The following is a 16378-nucleotide window of genomic DNA, read 5'->3' on the forward strand; positions in this document are numbered from 1 at the left end:
TTCTGCTTATGGGTTCGGCGTGGTGGGCGGAGCGGGTTCCGGCGGGGCTCAGCAGCCGATCTTGTTGGCGGCGACCGTTCTGAGTTCGTCGAGTACGAGAGCGGTGGCCGGTATGCGCAGGTGTTCCCGCAGGACGTACGCGGAGACCTGGCGTCTGGAGGCGGGGGCGAGGGCCCGCCCGGTGACCTTCTCGTGGCGCAGGAAGTTGAGGACGAGGCCGGGCATCAGCGCGATCCCGAGCCCTTCGGCGACCAGGCTCTGCACCACCAGGTTGTCGTCGGTGGTGAAGGCGATGTCGGGTGCGAAGCCCTGCTCGGCGCATTCGTGCAGGAAGTTGACGCGGCAGCGCAGGCACCCGGCGATCCACCGCTCCTCGGCCAGGTCGGCAAGGGTCACGGTCCGCCGCCGGGTGAGCGGATGCCGGGTCGGCAGCAGTACGAGGAGCTGGTCCTCCAGGAGCGGAACCGCCACCACCTCCTCGGGTACGTCCTCTTCGAGGCCGGGGTAGGTGAAGGCCAGCGTGATGTCGCACTCCCCGCGCACCAGCCGCTGGAGCGACTCCGGGGGTTCGTCCTCGCTCAGCTCGACCCGCACCCCTGGGTGCCCGGCGGCGAGGCGGGCCATGGCCTCGGGGATGAGGGTGGCGCTGGCGCTGGGGAACGCGCAGACCCGCACCCGTCCGCTGTGCAGCCGGGTCAGCGCGTTCATCTGCTGCTGGGCGGCGGACATGGTGTCGAGGATGGCGGTCGCGTGCCGCGACAGGGTCTCCCCCGCCTCGGTGAGCCGCAGGCCACGGCCCGCCCGGGTGAAGAGGGGGGTGCCGACGTCGCGTTCGAGTGCCTTCATCTGCTGGGTGATCGCGGGCTGGGTGTATCCCAGAGCGCGCGCGGCGGCGGAATAGGAACCGGTCCGCACCACTTCGTGGAAGGTCTTGATGTGCCTCGAATCGAACACCGGGTCAGCATAGCCGGGGCCGGGGCCGGGACTGCGGCCGTCACTGCGACCGCGCCCACGGCCGTGACCGCGGCCCCGGATCATAAGCAGAATTTGGGCTACTGCCGCACCGGCTCCAGGACCCGGAATCCGATCCGCACGCCGGGTCCGCCGCCCCGCTCCCCCACGCGTACGGCGACCGTGCCCGCCCGTACCGCCCGCACCTCCCACTCGCGGAAGCCGGGGTCCGACTCGTAGTCGACCGGGACCAGGGTCACCTCGGGCCCGTCCGTGACGGCGTCCGCCCAGCGTGCGGAACCCGTGAGCCGCAGCTGGGCGACGCCGCCGACGGCGAGGGCGAGGGTGCGGCCGGCGTCGTCCTGGGTGAGGGAGAGACGGACGGGGGGTGTGGCGGCGGGGGAGGTCGGGGTGGGGATGGGGGTGCGGGGCCCCGCGGGGGTCGTGGGAGGCGCTGCGGGGGTCGTGGGAGGCGCTGCGGGGGTCGTGGGAGGCGCTGCGGGGGTACGTGCCCCGGTCGGCCCGGAGGTTCCCGGCCCGCTCTCGGCGCAGGCGGTCGCCGCCACCCCGAGAACCAGGGTGACGGCGACCAGCGCACCGCGTGTGCGCAGTGTCGTACACAGGGTCGTACGACGGGTCATACGAGCGGAACGTTGATACACGTGAGGATCTTCGCCTGCCTCGTCAGGGCCTGCCAGTCCGACGCCGGGTCCAGCCGTACCTTCTCCGCGTTCTGAAGGGCCGTCAGGAACGGGGTGTCCGCCAAGAGGTCGCCGTCCGTGTCGACCTTCTCGTCCGGCTCGAAGGCGCCGTTCGCGAAGTTCAGCCAGGCGCCGAGGAGTTGGCGGTCCACGGCCTTCTTGGCGTCGAAGAGGGTGGGCGCCAGGGTGTGCGCGGCCCGTGCCTGCGTCGAGATGTCGACGGCCTCCGAGAAGACCGCACTCGCGTGCTGGACGATCTTCAGGTAGCAGTCGAGGCGTTCCTTGCCGAGGCCGGTGAGGTCTCCGGTCAGGTACTTGACGTACCAGATGTCGGCGAGGAACGAGAGCGGCGCGTTGCCCTGGACGATCACCTTGACCTTGTCGGAGCCGGTGCCCGCGTCGTCGTCACGGGCGCCGAGGCTCACGTCGTACAGGCACGGCTTCCGGTACTCGTGGGCCTGTGCGTCGGTGAGGTCGCGCGGCTGGACGCTCGGGCTGTTCGCCGGGTCCGGATTCGGCGGATTCACCAGGGAGTGGGTGACGGTGTCGGGGGTGCCGTCCCCCCACTTCCAGGTGAGGGTCTCGTCGTCGCTGCCGGGGTCGGTGACCCGCCCGGACAGCTTGGACTCGTCGTCGCCCGCGTGGACGACGATCGTCTTCCCGCCCGCGAGGTCGACGGCCTTGGACTTGTCGATGGCGACGGCCGGGTCGACGTTGGCGACCTTGACCTCGGCCTGCTCGCAGGTCTGCGTGTCGTCGTCCTTGCCGCAGACCTTCACGGTGAAGGTGCCGTTGTCGCCGAAGACGGTGTCGGTGGAGAAGGTGAGGGTGGCGTCGGGCCGTCCGTTCTCCACCTTCCCTTCCAGAGGTACGGACTTGCCGTCGCCGAGGTCGACGGTCGCGGTGAGCGCATCGAGCCAGCCGGGGTCGGTGACGGTGCCGCTGACGGTGAGCTTTCCGCCCTCGACGGCCTGGCCCTTGACGGTGAAGGCGATCGCGGGGGCCACGTTGGTGACGGTCACGGTCGCCGTGTCGGTGCTCGCTCCCGCGGCGCTGGTGACCCGCAGGCCCACCGTGTAGGTGCCGTCCTGGCCGACCCGGTCGAACAGCGGGGCGGGTCCTGTCGCGTCGTCGTACGTGCCGTCGCCGTCGAAGTCCCAGGCGTACGAGGCGCCGCCGCCGGGCGAGGTGCTGCCGGAGCTGTCCAGCCGGACGTCCGCGCCCTCCTTGGTGGTGTACGGGCCGCCGGCGTTCGCGGTCGGCTTGCAGGTGGCCGGGAAGTCGGTGGCGGGGGTGGCCTGGTCCTGGGCGGAGGAGGAGGCGCTCGCGCCCATGCCGCGCTTGGCGAAGGCACCCCACAGCAGGCACTGGTTGGCGCCGTTGTTGTTGGCGCGGTCGGCCGCGAGGATGCCGTCGCGGGCGTCCAGGAAGTCCGGCTTGGTGGGGGTCAACTTCATTCCGTCGACCATGAGTTGCTCGTGCTGCGCCTTGCCGCCCGCCGCCCCGTGCGCGCCGACGAGGGTCGAGCGCATCTCCCACATGGCGGTGGCCCAGATCTCGCCGTCCCTGTGGACCTCGCAGCCGCCGTCCTTGCAGAGGTCGCCGTAGGTGAGCGGACTCTTGTCGTACGCGTAGCGGCGCACGCCGGTCGCGGTGCCGGTGGCGTACTCGCCGTAGACCGGGTCGCTCCACATGGAGGTGGCGATGGCGTCGCCCCAGCCCTCGCCGAGCGCGCCGGTCTGGACGCCGCCGCCCATGTTGCCGCCGCCGACGAGGCGGTGCGAGAGGCCGTGGCTGTACTCGTGGCCGACGGTGTCGCCGTTCATGCCGCGGTGGGTGTTGAGCGGGCTGCAGGAGGTGCGGCCGACGAACAGACGCATGGTCGGGTTCTGGCCGTCGGCGGGGGTGCCGAAGTTGGCGTTGCAGGCGCTGGGGCCGGAGGCGTTGTAGTCCACGTAGACCTGGACGCGGTCGCTGCCCTTGCCTCCCTTGCCGAGGTTGTCCTCCTGGAAGTTGCCCGACGCCTCGTCGAAGCCGAGCTTGTACAGGAAGTCGTGCATGTTGTTGGTGTAGTAGAAGGCCTGGGTGACGACGGCGTCGCGGTCGGTGGTGAGGTCGGTGCCGCCGCTGGTGCGGAAGGCGTCGGTGAAGGCGTAGTTGAAGTGCTGGTAGGCGGGGTCGCCCGCGGGCGGGGTCTGCGGCTGGTAGCCGAGCGACTCCTGGCCGGTGAGGTTCTGCGACGTCTCGGCGTTGTTGCCGGTGGGCACGCGGCCCTCGACCCAGGAGCGGCCGAGACCGCTGAAGGGGACGGTGCTCTGACTGCCGACGTTGGCGTTCTGCCCGGTGAAGACGCGGCCCTCGGGGCCCTCATTGTGGCTGAGGTCGGTGCGGCTGAGGATCTTCCCGGACCCGGCGTCGACCACCGTGTCGTACACATGGCCGTTCTTGGCGGTGAGTTGGGTGCGCCAGGCAGGGCGTACGGTGCCGTCGGCGAGCGGGAGGACGACGCGCGTGGCGGTGGTCTCCCCTGCCGGTTCCGCGGTACCGACGGAGGCAGCGGCGAGGTCAAGTGCCTTTGTACGGTCGAGGGTTGCGGCACCGGCCGCACGCAGGCCGGTGACCAGAGCGCCGGTGGCGGTGACGATGCGGCCCTGCTTGTCGACGGCCACCGAGAGCTGGGCTCCGTGGACCGGGATGCCCCGGTCGGTCTGGCCGAGGAAGACGTGCCGCACGCCGTTGTGCTTCGTACCGTACGACTTGACGACTTCGAGGCCCGCGAGGTCGGCGGAGTCGAGTCCGTACAACGCGGCGTTCTCGCGCACGTAGTCGAGGGCGACGGTACGCGCGTCGGCCTTGCTCGCGCCGGTGAGGGCGGGGCGGCCCCGGGGGACGACGAGACGCGGGGTGCCGGTGCGGCCCCAGCGGACCGCGGCGGAGTCCAACTGCTGGGCAGCGGCGAGTTGTTCGGCGGACGGGCGGATGCGCACCGAGCCCTGTCCTTCGATGTCCGGGTAGGGCTGGTCGGACTTCTGCTCGGCGGACTCCCCTGCCGTCGGGGCCTGTTGGCCGGCGGCGGAGGCGGCCGGTGCGGCCAGCGCGGTGGCGGGCAGCGCGAGCAGCGCCGCTCCGACGACGAGCGCTCTGGCCCCTCGGGTTCCTCGGCTTCTTCGGGTTCTTCGCATGCGTGCGGACGGCATCGTTCTCCCCCTGGTGCATGGGCCTCACGGACTCGATCCGAGTCAACGTACGTGAGCATGACAAGAGGGAAAAGGGTATGGAGGAGCGGAGGGGCAGGCTGGCCGAAAGTTGCGTACACCTACCCCTGTGACGTCAGTGGTGCTGCGACTCCTCGCTCTGCCCACTGTGTCCGCCGTCTCCGCTGTGCAGCGCCCGGTACTCCTCCGCGGTCGGCTTGGGTACGTACGTCCCCGGCCCGTACATGGACTTCGCCAGGCGGGCCCGCAGCCGGTCGGAGCGCTTGACCGGCCGCCGGACGCCGTTCGCGTCGACCGCGGGGCCCGCCTCGAACGGGATGGGCTGCTCGTGTGCGGTGAGGGTGTGCAGCTCGGCCTGGCTGAGCGGGGTGTGGATCTCGACGAACTCGCCGTGCGGCAGCCGCTTGATGATGCCGCTCTCCCGCCCGTGCAACGCCTTCTCGCTGTCACGGAGTTGGAGCCCCTGACAGATCCGCCGGGTGAGGACGAAGGCCAGTACGGGCACGACGAAGGAACCGATCCGCACGAACCACGTGATGGAGTTGATGGAGAGATGGAAGTGGGTGGCCCACAGGTCGTTACCACCGCCGACCAGCAGCACCGCGTACAGCGACAGCCAGGCGACGCCGAGCCCGGTCCTGGTGGGGGCGTTGCGCGGGCGCTGGGCGATGTGGTGCTCGCGCTTGTCCCCGGTCACCCACGCCTCGATGAACGGATAGACACCGATCGCCAGCATGATCAGCGGGAAGAGCGTGAAGGGGATGAAGACGCCGAGCTGGAGCGTGTGCCCCCAGGCGCTGATCTCCCAGCTGGGCATCACCCGGATCAGCCCCTCGGAGAAGCCGAGGTACCAGTCGGGCTGGGCGCCGGTGCCCACCAGGTCGGGCCGGTAGGGGCCGATCGCCCACACCGGGTTGATGGAGGCGACCGCACTCATGATCGCGAGGACGCCGAAGACCAGGAAGAAGAAGCCGCCGGCCTTGGCGATGTAGATGGGCAGGAAGGGGGCGCCGACGACGTTCTTCTCGGTCCTGCCGGGGCCCGCGAACTGGGTGTGCTTGTGGTAGAAGACCAGGATCAGATGGGCGACGACCAGCCCCAGCATGATGCCGGGCAGCAGCAGGATGTGGATCGGATAGAGCCTGGCGATGATGTCGTCGCCGGGGAACTCGCCGCCGAAGAGGAAGAAGGCGAGGTACGTCCCCACCACCGGCACCGACAGGATCGCGCCCTGCGCGAAGCGGAGCCCGGTGCCGGAGAGCAGGTCGTCGGGGAGCGAGTAGCCGGTGAGCCCGGTGACCAGACTGAGGAACAGCAGGGTCCAGCCCAGCATCCAGTTGAGCTCGCGCGGCTTGCGGAAGGCCCCGGTGAAGAAGACCCGCATCATGTGCACGAGCATCGCGGCGACGAAGACCAGAGCGGCCCAATGGTGGATCTGCCGGATCAGCAGACCGCCGCGCACCTCCATGCTGATGTCGACGGTGGACTCGAACGCCCTGGTCATCCGGATGCCGTGGAGCGGTGTGTACACGCCGTCGTAGACGACTTCCGCGCTGCTGGGCTCGAAGAACAGGGTGAGGTAGACGCCCGTGAGGATGATGATCAGAAAGCTGTAGAGGCAGATCTCGCCGAACATGAACGACCAGTGGTCCGGGAAGATCTTGCGCATATTGGCCTTGGCCAGCGGATAGAGCCCCAGCCGGCCGTCCGCCCAGTCGGCGATCTTCTCGCCCTTGCCGGGTGGCCCCTTCCGTGCACTGGCGCCTTCGGTGAGTGCCCTGTCGCTGCCCTCGCTCATACGACCCCCTCATACGGACCTTCAGAGTAGGCGCGGCGCCTTACAGATCCAACAGACATGACGACGCGGGGAGTTGATATGTGAGGTGACGGCGGAAAAGAGTCCGGACGGCGGCTCGGCACCGGTGCACCGGCCGGTGCGACGGCTGGATATCGTGGCCGGTCACAGGGTGTGCGGCAGTGCGGGAGCGAGGGTGGGGGCGGGCGGCGAGTGACGGATCCGGAGCGCGAGGACTGGATACGCGTACCGGTCGGGGACGGCGCGGTGCGGTGGGCCACCCGGGGCCAGTGCCGGCGGGTGCTGCTCGTGGTGCACAACGTGACGTCGGCGACGCGGCTGCTGGATGTGCTGCCGCTGTTCGACGACGATCTGGGGGTACAGCTGCTGGTGACCTGCCCGGGGTCGTCGGCCTTCCGGGCCGGGGTCGCGGAGCTGTTCGCGGAGATCGGGGTGCCCGTACTGCCGTGGAAGCAGGCGCTCGCGACGCCGGTCGCGCTCGCGATATCCGCGAGTTTCGGCGGTGAACTCCAGTTGATTTCAGGGAAGTTGGCCATCCTCTCGCATGGGGTTGGCTACACTAAAAGGCTGGCCACACCGGACACCGGACACCGGACACCGGACACCGGACACCGGACGGCTTGCGGCCGGGGCCCAGACCTCGCCACCCACCTTCGGGCTCTCCCCCGAGTGGCTGCTCCACGACGGCGTCCCGATCGCCGACGCGCTCGTCCTCTCGCATCCCGAGCAGCAGGAGCGGCTCAAGGACGTCTGCCCGGAGGCCGCCCATACCGGTGTGCTCGCCGGTGACCCCTGTTTCGACCGGATGCTGGCGGCCCGCCCGTACCGTGAACGCTTCCGCCGGGCGCTCGGGGTCCGCCCCGGCCAGCGGCTGGTCGTCCTCAACTCCACCTGGAACCCCGAGTCCCTCTTCGGCGACGGCGGCGACGAGAACCTGCTGCCCGCCCTGCTCCCTCGGCTGACCTCGGAACTCCCCGCCGACGAGTACCGGGTCGCCGCCGTCCTGCACCCCAACATCTGGTACGGGCACGGCCCCGGCCAGGTCCGCGCCTGGCTGGACCGGGCGCGGCGGGCAGGGCTGACCCTGGTGGATCCCTTGCGGCACTGGCGGCAGGCGATCTTGGCTGCGGATGCGGTAATCGGTGACCACGGGGCGGTCTCCTACTATTCCGCTGCAATCGGGGCACCTGTCCTGCTGGGTGCCGCCCCGCTCGCCGGACTCGACCCCGACTCCCCCGTGGCCGACTTCGTCGCCGGTGCGCCGCGCCTGGATCCATATGGTCCGCTCGCACCCCAACTGGACCAACTCATCGCCGCACACCGGCCGTTGGCCGCGGCTGCCGAGTTCACCACTTCCGTGCCCGGCCAGTCGGCGGCCCTCCTGCGCAGGCTCTTCTACGGGCTGATGGACAGCCCCGAAACGCCGGACGCACCCACTGCCTCCCTCCTACCGCTACCGCGGCCTCCGTACGAACCCGCGCGGCGCACCGCACCCACCCTGGTCGTCACCCGGCCGACCGGGCGGCCCGGTGAGGTGACCGTCACCCGTTACGCGGACCCGCGCGGGCGACCCTGGGAGCCGGGCGGCGAGGTGCACATGGCGGTGCACGAGGACGTACGGGACCCGGGGCGGCTCGCACTCGCGGATGTGATCCACCGCGAGGGCGCGCCGGACGACCCGGTACTCGGGGGCCCGGCGCGGTGGACGGCCGAGGTGCTGGAGCGGTTTGCGCAGTGCGGGCTGGCGGCGTACGTCACGGGGGCCGACACCTGCACCGTGCGCACCCGGGAGGGCTCGCTGTGGTGCCTGACCGGGACGACCGGCGCGGACCCGGCCCTGTACGCCTCCGCGTGGTACGCCCTGCTCGGGGCCGGGGAGTCCGGATTCACGGTGCGGACCGGGTCCGCCGTTCACCCGGTGACGGTCACTCCGGGCTGACGCACAGGTCGCGCAGGCGCCGCAGATAGGCGAGGTGGTAGTCGGCCTGCTCCCCCTCCAGGACCGTGAGCGCCTCGTCGACCAGCGGCAGCGCGGCGGCCTTCTCCGCCGGGCTCGCGCGCCGTGTCCCGTCGACGTACGAACGGGCGAGGTCGGTGAGCGTGCGGGCCGTGTTGTACGCGTCCGTGCTCGTACGGAAGTACCGCAGCGCGGTGCCGAGTCGCTCGCGCCCCTCGTCGAGGCGGTCCATGCCGGTGAGCACCCGGCCCCGGTGGCGTTCCAGGAGGGCGCGGGCGCGGGGCAGGTCCGCGGCGCCCTCGTCGTCCGGGCCGATGGCCGCGTAGAGGGCGTCCACCTCGTCGAAGAGGTCGTACGCCTCGGGCAGACGCCACTGCGCCAGTCGCAGTAGCCCCAGCCCTTCGACCGCCGACGCGTGTCCGCGGACGTGCCCGGCCGCGCTTTCGTCGCGGGCGGCGGCGCGCAGTTCGATCTCGGCCTCCTCGTACCGTTCGAGGGCGGTGAGGGCGAAGCCGAGATGGGTGTGCGTCATCGCGGCGCTGCGGGTGCCGGGGAAGTGCGTGTCGGCGGTGCGGGCCCCGGCGTGCAGGGCGGGGAGCAGGGTTTCGAGGTGGCCCGCCTTGAGCTGGACCGGCCACAGGGCGCGCACCAGGCGGCACACCGTGTCCGGTGCCCCGAACTCCTCGGCCGCGGCCACCGCTTCGGCCAGGTTGCCCGCTTCGGTGGCCAGCGCGGCGACGGCCTCGCCCGCGCTCCCGTAGGTCAGCTGCTCGTCGCTGTCCGTGGGCCGCGGTGAGCGCCAGCTCTCGGGGAGGGCGGCGCGGGCGGTCGGCTCGGCGAAGTGCAGGAGTCCGCGCAGGACCCGGTGCACGGCGGCGGAGCACACGGCCACCCCGTCCTCGGTGACGGCCGCCTGTTCGGCGTGGGCGCGTACGGAGGGCCGGTAGCGGTAGCGGCCGGACGGGGTGGTGTCGAGCAGTCCGAGTGCGGCGGCGGCGTCCAGCGCGCGGGCCGCTTCGGCGGTGGAGAGGTTCGCGGCCAAGGCGGCGATACGGGCGGTGCAGTCCGGCCAGGGACGGAGGGCGGTGAGTCGGTACACACGGGCGGCGACGGGGTCGAGGCAGCGGTAGGAGTCCTCGATCGCGGTACGGACGGGGTCGCTCTCGGGATTCTGGGTCATGGCGGGTACGGGTGACCTTTCCGTACGGGGTGGCGGCACATGTGCCAGCCGGGGTGCCGCGGCCCGCAGCGCGTACGGCGAACCGGCGCAGCGGGCGAACAGCTGGGGCAGTGCGTCGCGGGCCGCGTCGACGGCGGGCTTCCCCGCCACGCCCACGAGGAGGCGGTGGGCGTCCTTGTCAGCAAGCGGCCCGACGGGAATCCGCAGCGCGTCGAGCCCGTAGAGCGGGTCACGGGAGACGATCACGGTCAGCACCTTGGGTGCGGAGGTGACCAGCGGGCGGACCTGGGCGGCGGAGGTCGCGTGGTCGAGTACGACGAGCAGTTCGCGGTCGGCCGCACAGGTGCGGAAGTACTCGGCCCTGCGTTCCTCGCAGACCGGTATCTCCTCGTCGGGGAACCCCAGTTTGCGGAACACCTCACGCAGTGCGGCGCCCGAGCCCATCGCTCCGTCCGGGCCGCTCCGCAGGTCGAGATAGACCTGCCCGTCCCCGTAGCGGTCCGCGTTGCGGTTGCCCCAGCACTTGGCGACCTCGCTGGTTCCGATGCCCTCGGGCCCGTACAGCAGGACGGTCCGGGGAAGGCCGTCGGGTCTGCGCGAGGCCTCCTTGTCCAGCAGCTTCATGAGCTTCACGCGGTCCGTGAACGCACGCGTGGTGGCGGGGAGCTGCGGTGTGGAGCGGATCCCGTGCCCCCTGCCCACGGTGCTCGCGAAGACGGCCCAGTCTCCGGCGAGAGCGGGGTCGCGTCGCATGGCTTCATGTAACTGCCGTGCCAGCTCTGCCAGTTGATGGCCGTTGGCCGGGGCGGGCACTTCTCGCCCCAGGGCCCGCCGCGCCAGACCGCCGGCAGACTGCCAGACCCACTTCCCCGCCTCGCTCGCCGTCCCGTTGGCCACCGCCGCCAGCACCGCCGCAATGCCCGCCAGTGAAATGGGATCCATCAGGCAACTCCCCCGTCGTCCCGGTCCGTGGTGGAACAGTCGTGGATCAACGGTATCGGCAGATGCGGCCGATCAACACCGGGCGGGGAAACCGGTGTTGATCGGCCCGTCCGGTACCCCCGTATGGTGGCAAGGACAGCACAAAAGCCATGGTCAGGAGGGCAACAGGTGTCGGAGAGCGGCGACGTCAAGGCAGCGGTGCGCGCCAGGGTCGGTGAGGTGCGCGAGGAGCTCCTCTCCCTCAGCCGCCGCATCCACGCCCACCCCGAGACCGCTTTCGAGGAACGGCAGGCCGCCGGGTGGTGCGCGGACGTGCTGCGTGGGCACGGGTACGCGGTGACGGCTCCCGCGTACGGGCTGGAGACCGCCTTCGAGGCGACCGTCGGGTCGGGTCCCGTGACGGTCGCGCTGGCCTGCGAGTACGACTCGCTGCCCGGGATGGGGCACGCGTGCGGGCACAATCTGATCGCGGCGGCCGGAGTGGGTGCGGCGCTGGCGCTTGCTCCGTACGCCGATGAACTCGGGCTGACCGTCCGGGTGTTGGGCACTCCGGCCGAGGAGAGCGGGGCCGGGAAGGCGCTGCTGCTCGACGCGGGGGCGTTCGACGGGGTGGACGCGGCGATGATGATCCACCCGTGTCCGTTCGAGGTGGCGGACTTCCGGTCGTTCGCGATGGGCTCGCTCGACGTCACGTACACGGGCAAGTCGGCGCACGCGGCGATGAACCCGCAGGACGGGCGGAACGCGGCCGACGCGCTGACCGTGGCGCAGGTGGCGCTGGGGCTGCTGCGGCAGCAGTTGCCCGGGGAGTGGAAGGTGCACGGCATCGCCACCGAGGCGGGTACCGCGCTCAATGCGATCCCGGAGCGGTCCCGCGCCGCATACGCGCTGCGCACCCCTTCGGTGGAGGAGCTGCGGGAGCTGCGCGGCCGGGTGGAGGACTGCTTCCGGGCGGGGGCGCTGGCCACCGGGTGCGAGATCGACCTCGCCCAGCCCTCGCCGGACTATCTGGACTTCCGCTCCGATCCGCAGCTGGTCGCGCTGTGGTCGGCGAACGCGCGCGAGCTGGGGCGTCCCGAGCCGCAGGTGCGCGGCCCCTTCGCGTCGACCGACATGGGCAATGTGTCGCACGTGGTGCCGTCGATCCACCCGGTGCTCGACATCGGCAGCGGTACGAGCGGCCCGCACCAGCCGGAGTTCACGGCGGCCGCCGCCACCCCGGCCGCCGAGCGGGCGATGCTCGACGGCGCGGTGGGACTGGCGTGGACGGCGGCGGACTTCGCGCTCGGCCGACAGCTCAGCCGACGGGCGACAGCCGGTCCGTCTTCACAGCGGCCGTAGGTACGACGATGGGTGAGCCGTCGCCCGGGGCCCGGAGGATGTCGGCGTCGATGCCGTACAGCTCCTTGACCAGGGCGGCGGTGACCACCTCGCGGGCGGGCCCGTGGGCGACGACACGGCCCTCGTTCATGGCGACGACGGTGTCGGCGTAGCGGGCGGCGCTCGCCAGGTCGTGCAGGACCATGACGACGGTGCGGCCGGCCGCCGCGACCTCCCGTACCAGGGACAGGACTTCGACTGCATGGCCGAGGTCGAGTGCGCTGGTCGGCTCGTCGAGGAGCACGATCGGGGTCTCCTGCGCGAGGACCATCGCCAGCCAGCAGCGCTGCCGCTGCCCGCCGGAGAGCTGGTCCAGGCGCCGTTCGGCGAGGGCGGTGGTGCCGGTGGCTTCCAGCGCGGCGCGCACCGCCGCCTCGTCCTCGCGGGACCACTGGCGGAACAGGCCCTGGTGCGGGTGGCGTCCGTACCGTACGAGACCTGCGACGGTGACCGCCTCGGGGGCCTGCGGGGACTGGGCGAGCAGGGCGATGCGGTGGGCGGCCCTGCGCTGGGTGAGCTGCCAGACGTCCGCGTCCCCGGCCCGTACGGTGCCCGACTCCGGCTTGTGGAGGCGGGCGACGGCGCGCAGCAGGGTCGACTTGCCGCAGCCGTTGGGGCCGACGATCGCGACGACCTGTCCGCTGGGAACGGTGAGGTCCACGGCGTCGACGACGGGGTGTCCTGGGTAGCCGGCGGTGAGCGCCTCTACGGTCAGTTCCACGGGGTCAGGCCTTTCCGGTCTGCGAGGGGCTGGCTGACTTCTTGCCGAAGAGAACCCACAGCAGGAAGGGTCCGCCGAGGACGCTGGTGACGACTCCGACGGGGATCTCCACCGGGGCGATGACCCGGCCGAGCGCGTCCGCGCCGCCGACGAGGGCCGCGCCGACGAGCGCGGACCCGATGATCGGCACCCGGGTGGGGCCGCCGAGGCATGCGGCGAGGACGGGGGCGGCGAGCGCGACGAAGGCGATCGGGCCGCCGATGCCGACGGCGATGCCGGAGAGAGCGACCGCGAGGGCGAGCGTCACGGCCCGTACCCGGGCGACGTTGACGCCGAGGGTGGCGGCCGTGTCGTCGTCGAAGCGCAGGAACTGCAGGCGGCTGCCCGCGACGAGCGCGAGCGGCACGAGGACCAGCAGGAGGAGGGCGAGGGGTGTGCCGACGCCCCAGTCACGGCCGTTGAGCGAGCCGACGGTCCAGAGGAAGACGCCGCCCGCCGTGTTGTCGTTCTCGCGGGACATGACGAGGTCGGTGACGGCGCCGATGACGGTGGAGACGCCGATGCCGACGACGAGGATGCGGTATCCGCTGCGGCCCGCGCCGCCCGCACAGGCGACGACGACCATGGCGGCGGCGGCCGCTCCGAGCGGGCCGAGCCACCAGTCGCCGATCATGCCGGTCGACGAGCCGACGACGGAGGCGACAACGGCCGCGGTGGCACCGTCGTTGACGCCGATGATGTCGGGGGTGGCGAGCCGGTTTCCGGCCAGGGTCTGGGTGAGGCAGCCGGCGACACCGAGGGCGGCGCCGACCATCAGGCCGACGGCGATGCGCGGCAGCCGGAAGTCCTGAACGAGCATCACGGTAGCGGAGTCACCGGTTCCGAGGAGTCCGGCGAGGCTCTCGGAGAAGCTCATGCTGGTCGAGCTGGCGAAGGCCGCGAAGGAGACGATCACCCCGATCAGCACGGCGAGAGCGACCGCGACGAGGGCGCTGCGGTGCGGGAAGAGCCAGGAGAAGGTGCCGACGCGGACGGGGAGGGAGTCGGGCGGGACGAGGGGCCCGCCGGCCTTCACCGGGTCTGCGTCGATGGCCTTCACCGGGTCCGCGTCGCCGGGCTTCACCGGGTCCACGTCGCCGGCCTTCACCGGGTCCGCGTCGCCGGGTTTCACCGGGTCTGCGTCGCCGGGTTTCACCGGGTCCGCGTCGCCGGCCTTCAGCCGGCTCTCGTCCGCGCCCTTGGCCAGGTCCTGGCTCATCCGTTCGCTCCCGCCGTCGACATGCGCTGCGAGCGCGCGATCCAGATCAGCAGCGGGCCGCCGATGAAGGCGAGCAGCACGCTCACCGGGGTCTCCCAGGGCCGGATGACGACCCGTGCGAGGAGGTCGGCCGCGATCATCACGCACGCCCCGACCAGTCCGGACAGCACCAACTGGCCCGCCATCCGCGGCCCGGTGACCATGCGTGCCGCGTACGGTGCGAGCAGTCCGAGGAAGGCGATCGGCCCGGCCAGTGCCACCGCGGAACCGGCGAGCAGCGTCACCGCCACCGCCACGATCAGCCGGATCCGCCCGGGGTGGTGGCCCAGCGAGCGCGCGCTGTCGTCGCCGAGTGCCAGCGCCGACAGCGGCCGTACGCACCCGAAGGCGATCAGCAGGCCGATCACGATCAGCGGGATCAGCGGGTACGTGTCCTTGGTGTCGATGCCCGCGAGGGACCCGATCGTCCAGTAGCGGTACGTGTCGAACGTCGACTGCGTGCCGAGCAGGACGTACGAGGTGGCCCCGTGGAAGGTCGCGCCGAGCGCGGACCCGGCGAGCACCAGCCGCAGCGGCGAACCGGCGGCCCGTCCCGACGCGGCGAGCAGCAGCACCACCGCGCTCGCGGCCATGCCGCCAACCAGTGCCCACACCAGGACTCCGTACGCCGACGTCACTCCGAAGTACGTGAGTCCGATCACGACGCCCAGCGCCGCACCGGAGTTGACGCCGAGCAGGCCGGTCTCGGCGAGCGGGTTGCGGGTGACGGCCTGGAGGAGACAGCCGGCCGCGCCGAGCGCGATGCCGACCAGCAGCCCGGCGAGCGTGCGCGGCAGTCGTACGTCCATGACGGCGAGCCGGATCTGCGCATCGGCGCGGGCGGCGGGGTCTCCGGTGAGGAAGTCCCAGGCGCGGGCCATCGGGTTGGACCCGGAGCCGATCAGCAGGGACAGCACGGTCAGTGCCGCCAGGAGCAGGACCAGGGCGGCGGCCGCCCAGAGGGTGGGGCGATGGAGCCTCGCCGAGCCCGGTATCGGGGGTTCGGTTCCGGCCTCCCGGACCCGCCCCTCTTGCGCAACCAACATGAAGTTAGCCTAACCTAACCACGACGTGGAACCCTTGGCCGGGGCACTGCGAACTCCCTGTTCCCACAGGTGGATTCCGCAATGCCCCGACTAGGGGTGTGTCACCCCGTATGTCCGGATCCCGTCCGGGCAGCAACTTCGCCTTCACCAGCATGGAGATCACGGACATGTCCTCGAACCTCATCCCGCGCGCCCGGCTGACCGCGGTGGCGGCCCTCACCCTGGCCTCCGCTCTCACCCTTTCCGCCTGTGGTTCGGACGACTCCGGCTCCGGCTCGGGCCCCGACAGCCAGGCGAAGAACGCCAAGGGCGGCAGCACCGTCACGGACGCCGCCGGCGCCGAGGTGAAGCTCAAGGCCGACACGAAGAATGTCGTCGTGCTCAGCGAGATGGACCTCGACTCCGCACTCGCCCTGGGCGTCAAGCCGGTCGGCCTGTCCGCGGGCCGCGGCCAGAAGGGCGCCCCGGGTTACCTCACCGAGCAGGCGAAGGGCATTCCGGTCGTCGGCGCGGTCACAGGACCCGACATCGAGAAGGTCATCGCGGCCAAGCCGGACGTCATCCTGGCCGGTCAGCTCGCCGACAAGCAGGTCCTCAAGCAGCTCCAGGCGATTGCTCCGACGGTCGTCACCATCGACAAGAAGAAGGACTGGAAGAAGTCCCTCGAACTGACCGGCAAGGTGCTCGGCAAGTCCAACGAGGCGACCGCCTTCCTCAAGGGGTACGACGCCAAGCTCGCCGAGGTGAAGACGGCCCTCGGCAAGAACGCCGGCGGATCCGTCTCGGTGGCCCGCTACTCGGCCAAGGGCACTGCGGTCATGCAGCAGGGCGTGTTCATCTCCGACGTCCTGAAGGACCTCGGCCTGGGGCGTCCGGGCATCCAGAACGAGAAGGGCCAGGGCCACTCGACGCCGCTCAGCGACGAGGACCTGAAGCAGATCGACGCGGACTGGCTGTTCATCGGCACGCTCACGTCGGCGGGCAAGGACGCGGACCTCTTCACGCAGCTGAAGGCGAAGGCCGCGTACAAGGAGCTGGACGCGGTCAAGAAGAACCACACCACCGAGATCGACGGCTCCAAGTGGACGAGCCTGGGCGGCCCCCAGGCAGCGATGTCCGTCCTGGACGACATCAAGAAGGCCATGACCGCCTAGGCGCTCTGCTTCGCTGGG

The 16378-nt window shown here is 71.4% G+C and carries 11 protein-coding genes; 3 read left to right on the top strand and 8 right to left on the bottom strand.

The window, feature by feature from the left end; all coding sequences use genetic code 11:
- Window positions 1-48: 48 nt before the first annotated feature.
- The 4 genes from AB0D18_RS08325 to AB0D18_RS08340 form a co-directional block, all read right to left on the bottom strand.
- On the bottom strand, window positions 49-954 hold the full coding sequence (locus AB0D18_RS08325) for a LysR substrate-binding domain-containing protein (RefSeq protein ID WP_362414264.1): 906 nt from the start codon (window positions 952-954) through the stop codon (window positions 49-51).
- A 98-nt stretch (window positions 955-1052) separates the two neighbouring features.
- A complete protein-coding gene (locus tag AB0D18_RS08330) occupies window positions 1053-1592 on the bottom strand; it encodes a hypothetical protein (protein ID WP_362414266.1) in 540 nt (179 codons plus the stop codon).
- Window positions 1589-4834 (bottom strand): M36 family metallopeptidase, encoded by a 3246-nt coding sequence (locus tag AB0D18_RS08335; protein ID WP_362414268.1) that lies wholly within the window; start codon window positions 4832-4834, stop codon window positions 1589-1591. The genes AB0D18_RS08330 and AB0D18_RS08335 overlap by 4 nt, the downstream gene beginning before the upstream one ends.
- A 148-nt stretch (window positions 4835-4982) precedes the next feature.
- Window positions 4983-6665 carry a cytochrome bc complex cytochrome b subunit gene (locus tag AB0D18_RS08340; RefSeq protein ID WP_362414270.1) on the bottom strand — a complete coding sequence of 561 codons (1683 nt, stop codon included), beginning with the start codon at window positions 6663-6665 and terminating at the stop codon, window positions 4983-4985.
- A 562-nt stretch (window positions 6666-7227) separates the two neighbouring features.
- On the opposite strand from AB0D18_RS08340, the gene AB0D18_RS08345 reads away from it, so the two are divergent.
- Entirely contained in the window at window positions 7228-8622 is a 1395-nt protein-coding gene (locus tag AB0D18_RS08345) for a hypothetical protein (RefSeq protein WP_362414272.1), read from the top strand.
- Here the strand turns inward: AB0D18_RS08345 and AB0D18_RS08350 are convergent.
- Window positions 8609-10762, bottom strand: a complete 2154-nt coding sequence (locus tag AB0D18_RS08350; RefSeq protein WP_362414274.1) for a tetratricopeptide repeat protein — start codon at window positions 10760-10762, stop codon at window positions 8609-8611. The genes AB0D18_RS08345 and AB0D18_RS08350 overlap by 14 nt on opposite strands.
- A 168-nt stretch (window positions 10763-10930) precedes the next feature.
- Here AB0D18_RS08350 and AB0D18_RS08355 point away from each other — a divergent pair, with 168 nt between their 5' ends.
- Window positions 10931-12103, top strand: coding sequence for a M20 family metallopeptidase (locus AB0D18_RS08355; protein WP_362414276.1), 1173 nt, complete (start codon window positions 10931-10933; stop codon window positions 12101-12103).
- On the opposite strand, the gene AB0D18_RS08360 is transcribed toward AB0D18_RS08355, so the two are convergent.
- Genes AB0D18_RS08360 through AB0D18_RS08370 form a run of 3 tightly spaced genes read right to left on the bottom strand, consistent with a single transcriptional unit; the run spans window position 12060 to window position 15206 of the window.
- A complete protein-coding gene (locus tag AB0D18_RS08360; RefSeq protein WP_362414278.1) occupies window positions 12060-12863 on the bottom strand; it encodes an ABC transporter ATP-binding protein in 804 nt (267 codons plus the stop codon). The two genes, AB0D18_RS08355 and AB0D18_RS08360, sit on opposite strands and share 44 nt — an antisense overlap.
- Before the next feature lie 4 nt (window positions 12864-12867).
- On the bottom strand, window positions 12868-14121 hold the full coding sequence (locus AB0D18_RS08365; protein ID WP_362414280.1) for an iron ABC transporter permease: 1254 nt from the start codon (window positions 14119-14121) through the stop codon (window positions 12868-12870).
- Window positions 14118-15206, bottom strand: coding sequence for an iron ABC transporter permease (locus AB0D18_RS08370; RefSeq protein WP_362414282.1), 1089 nt, complete (start codon window positions 15204-15206; stop codon window positions 14118-14120). Before AB0D18_RS08370 ends, AB0D18_RS08365 begins: the two co-directional genes overlap by 4 nt.
- Window positions 15207-15373: 167 nt before the next feature.
- On the opposite strand from AB0D18_RS08370, the gene AB0D18_RS08375 reads away from it, so the two are divergent.
- Window positions 15374-16360: an iron-siderophore ABC transporter substrate-binding protein gene (locus AB0D18_RS08375; protein WP_362414703.1), complete on the top strand. Its 987-nt coding sequence runs from the start codon at window positions 15374-15376 to the stop codon at window positions 16358-16360.
- Window positions 16361-16378: the final 18 nt, after the last annotated feature.

Origin of the sequence: Streptomyces sp. NPDC048442, from assembly GCF_040651475.1 — a bacterium.
Taxonomy (GTDB): Bacteria; Actinomycetota; Actinomycetes; order Streptomycetales; family Streptomycetaceae; genus Streptomyces.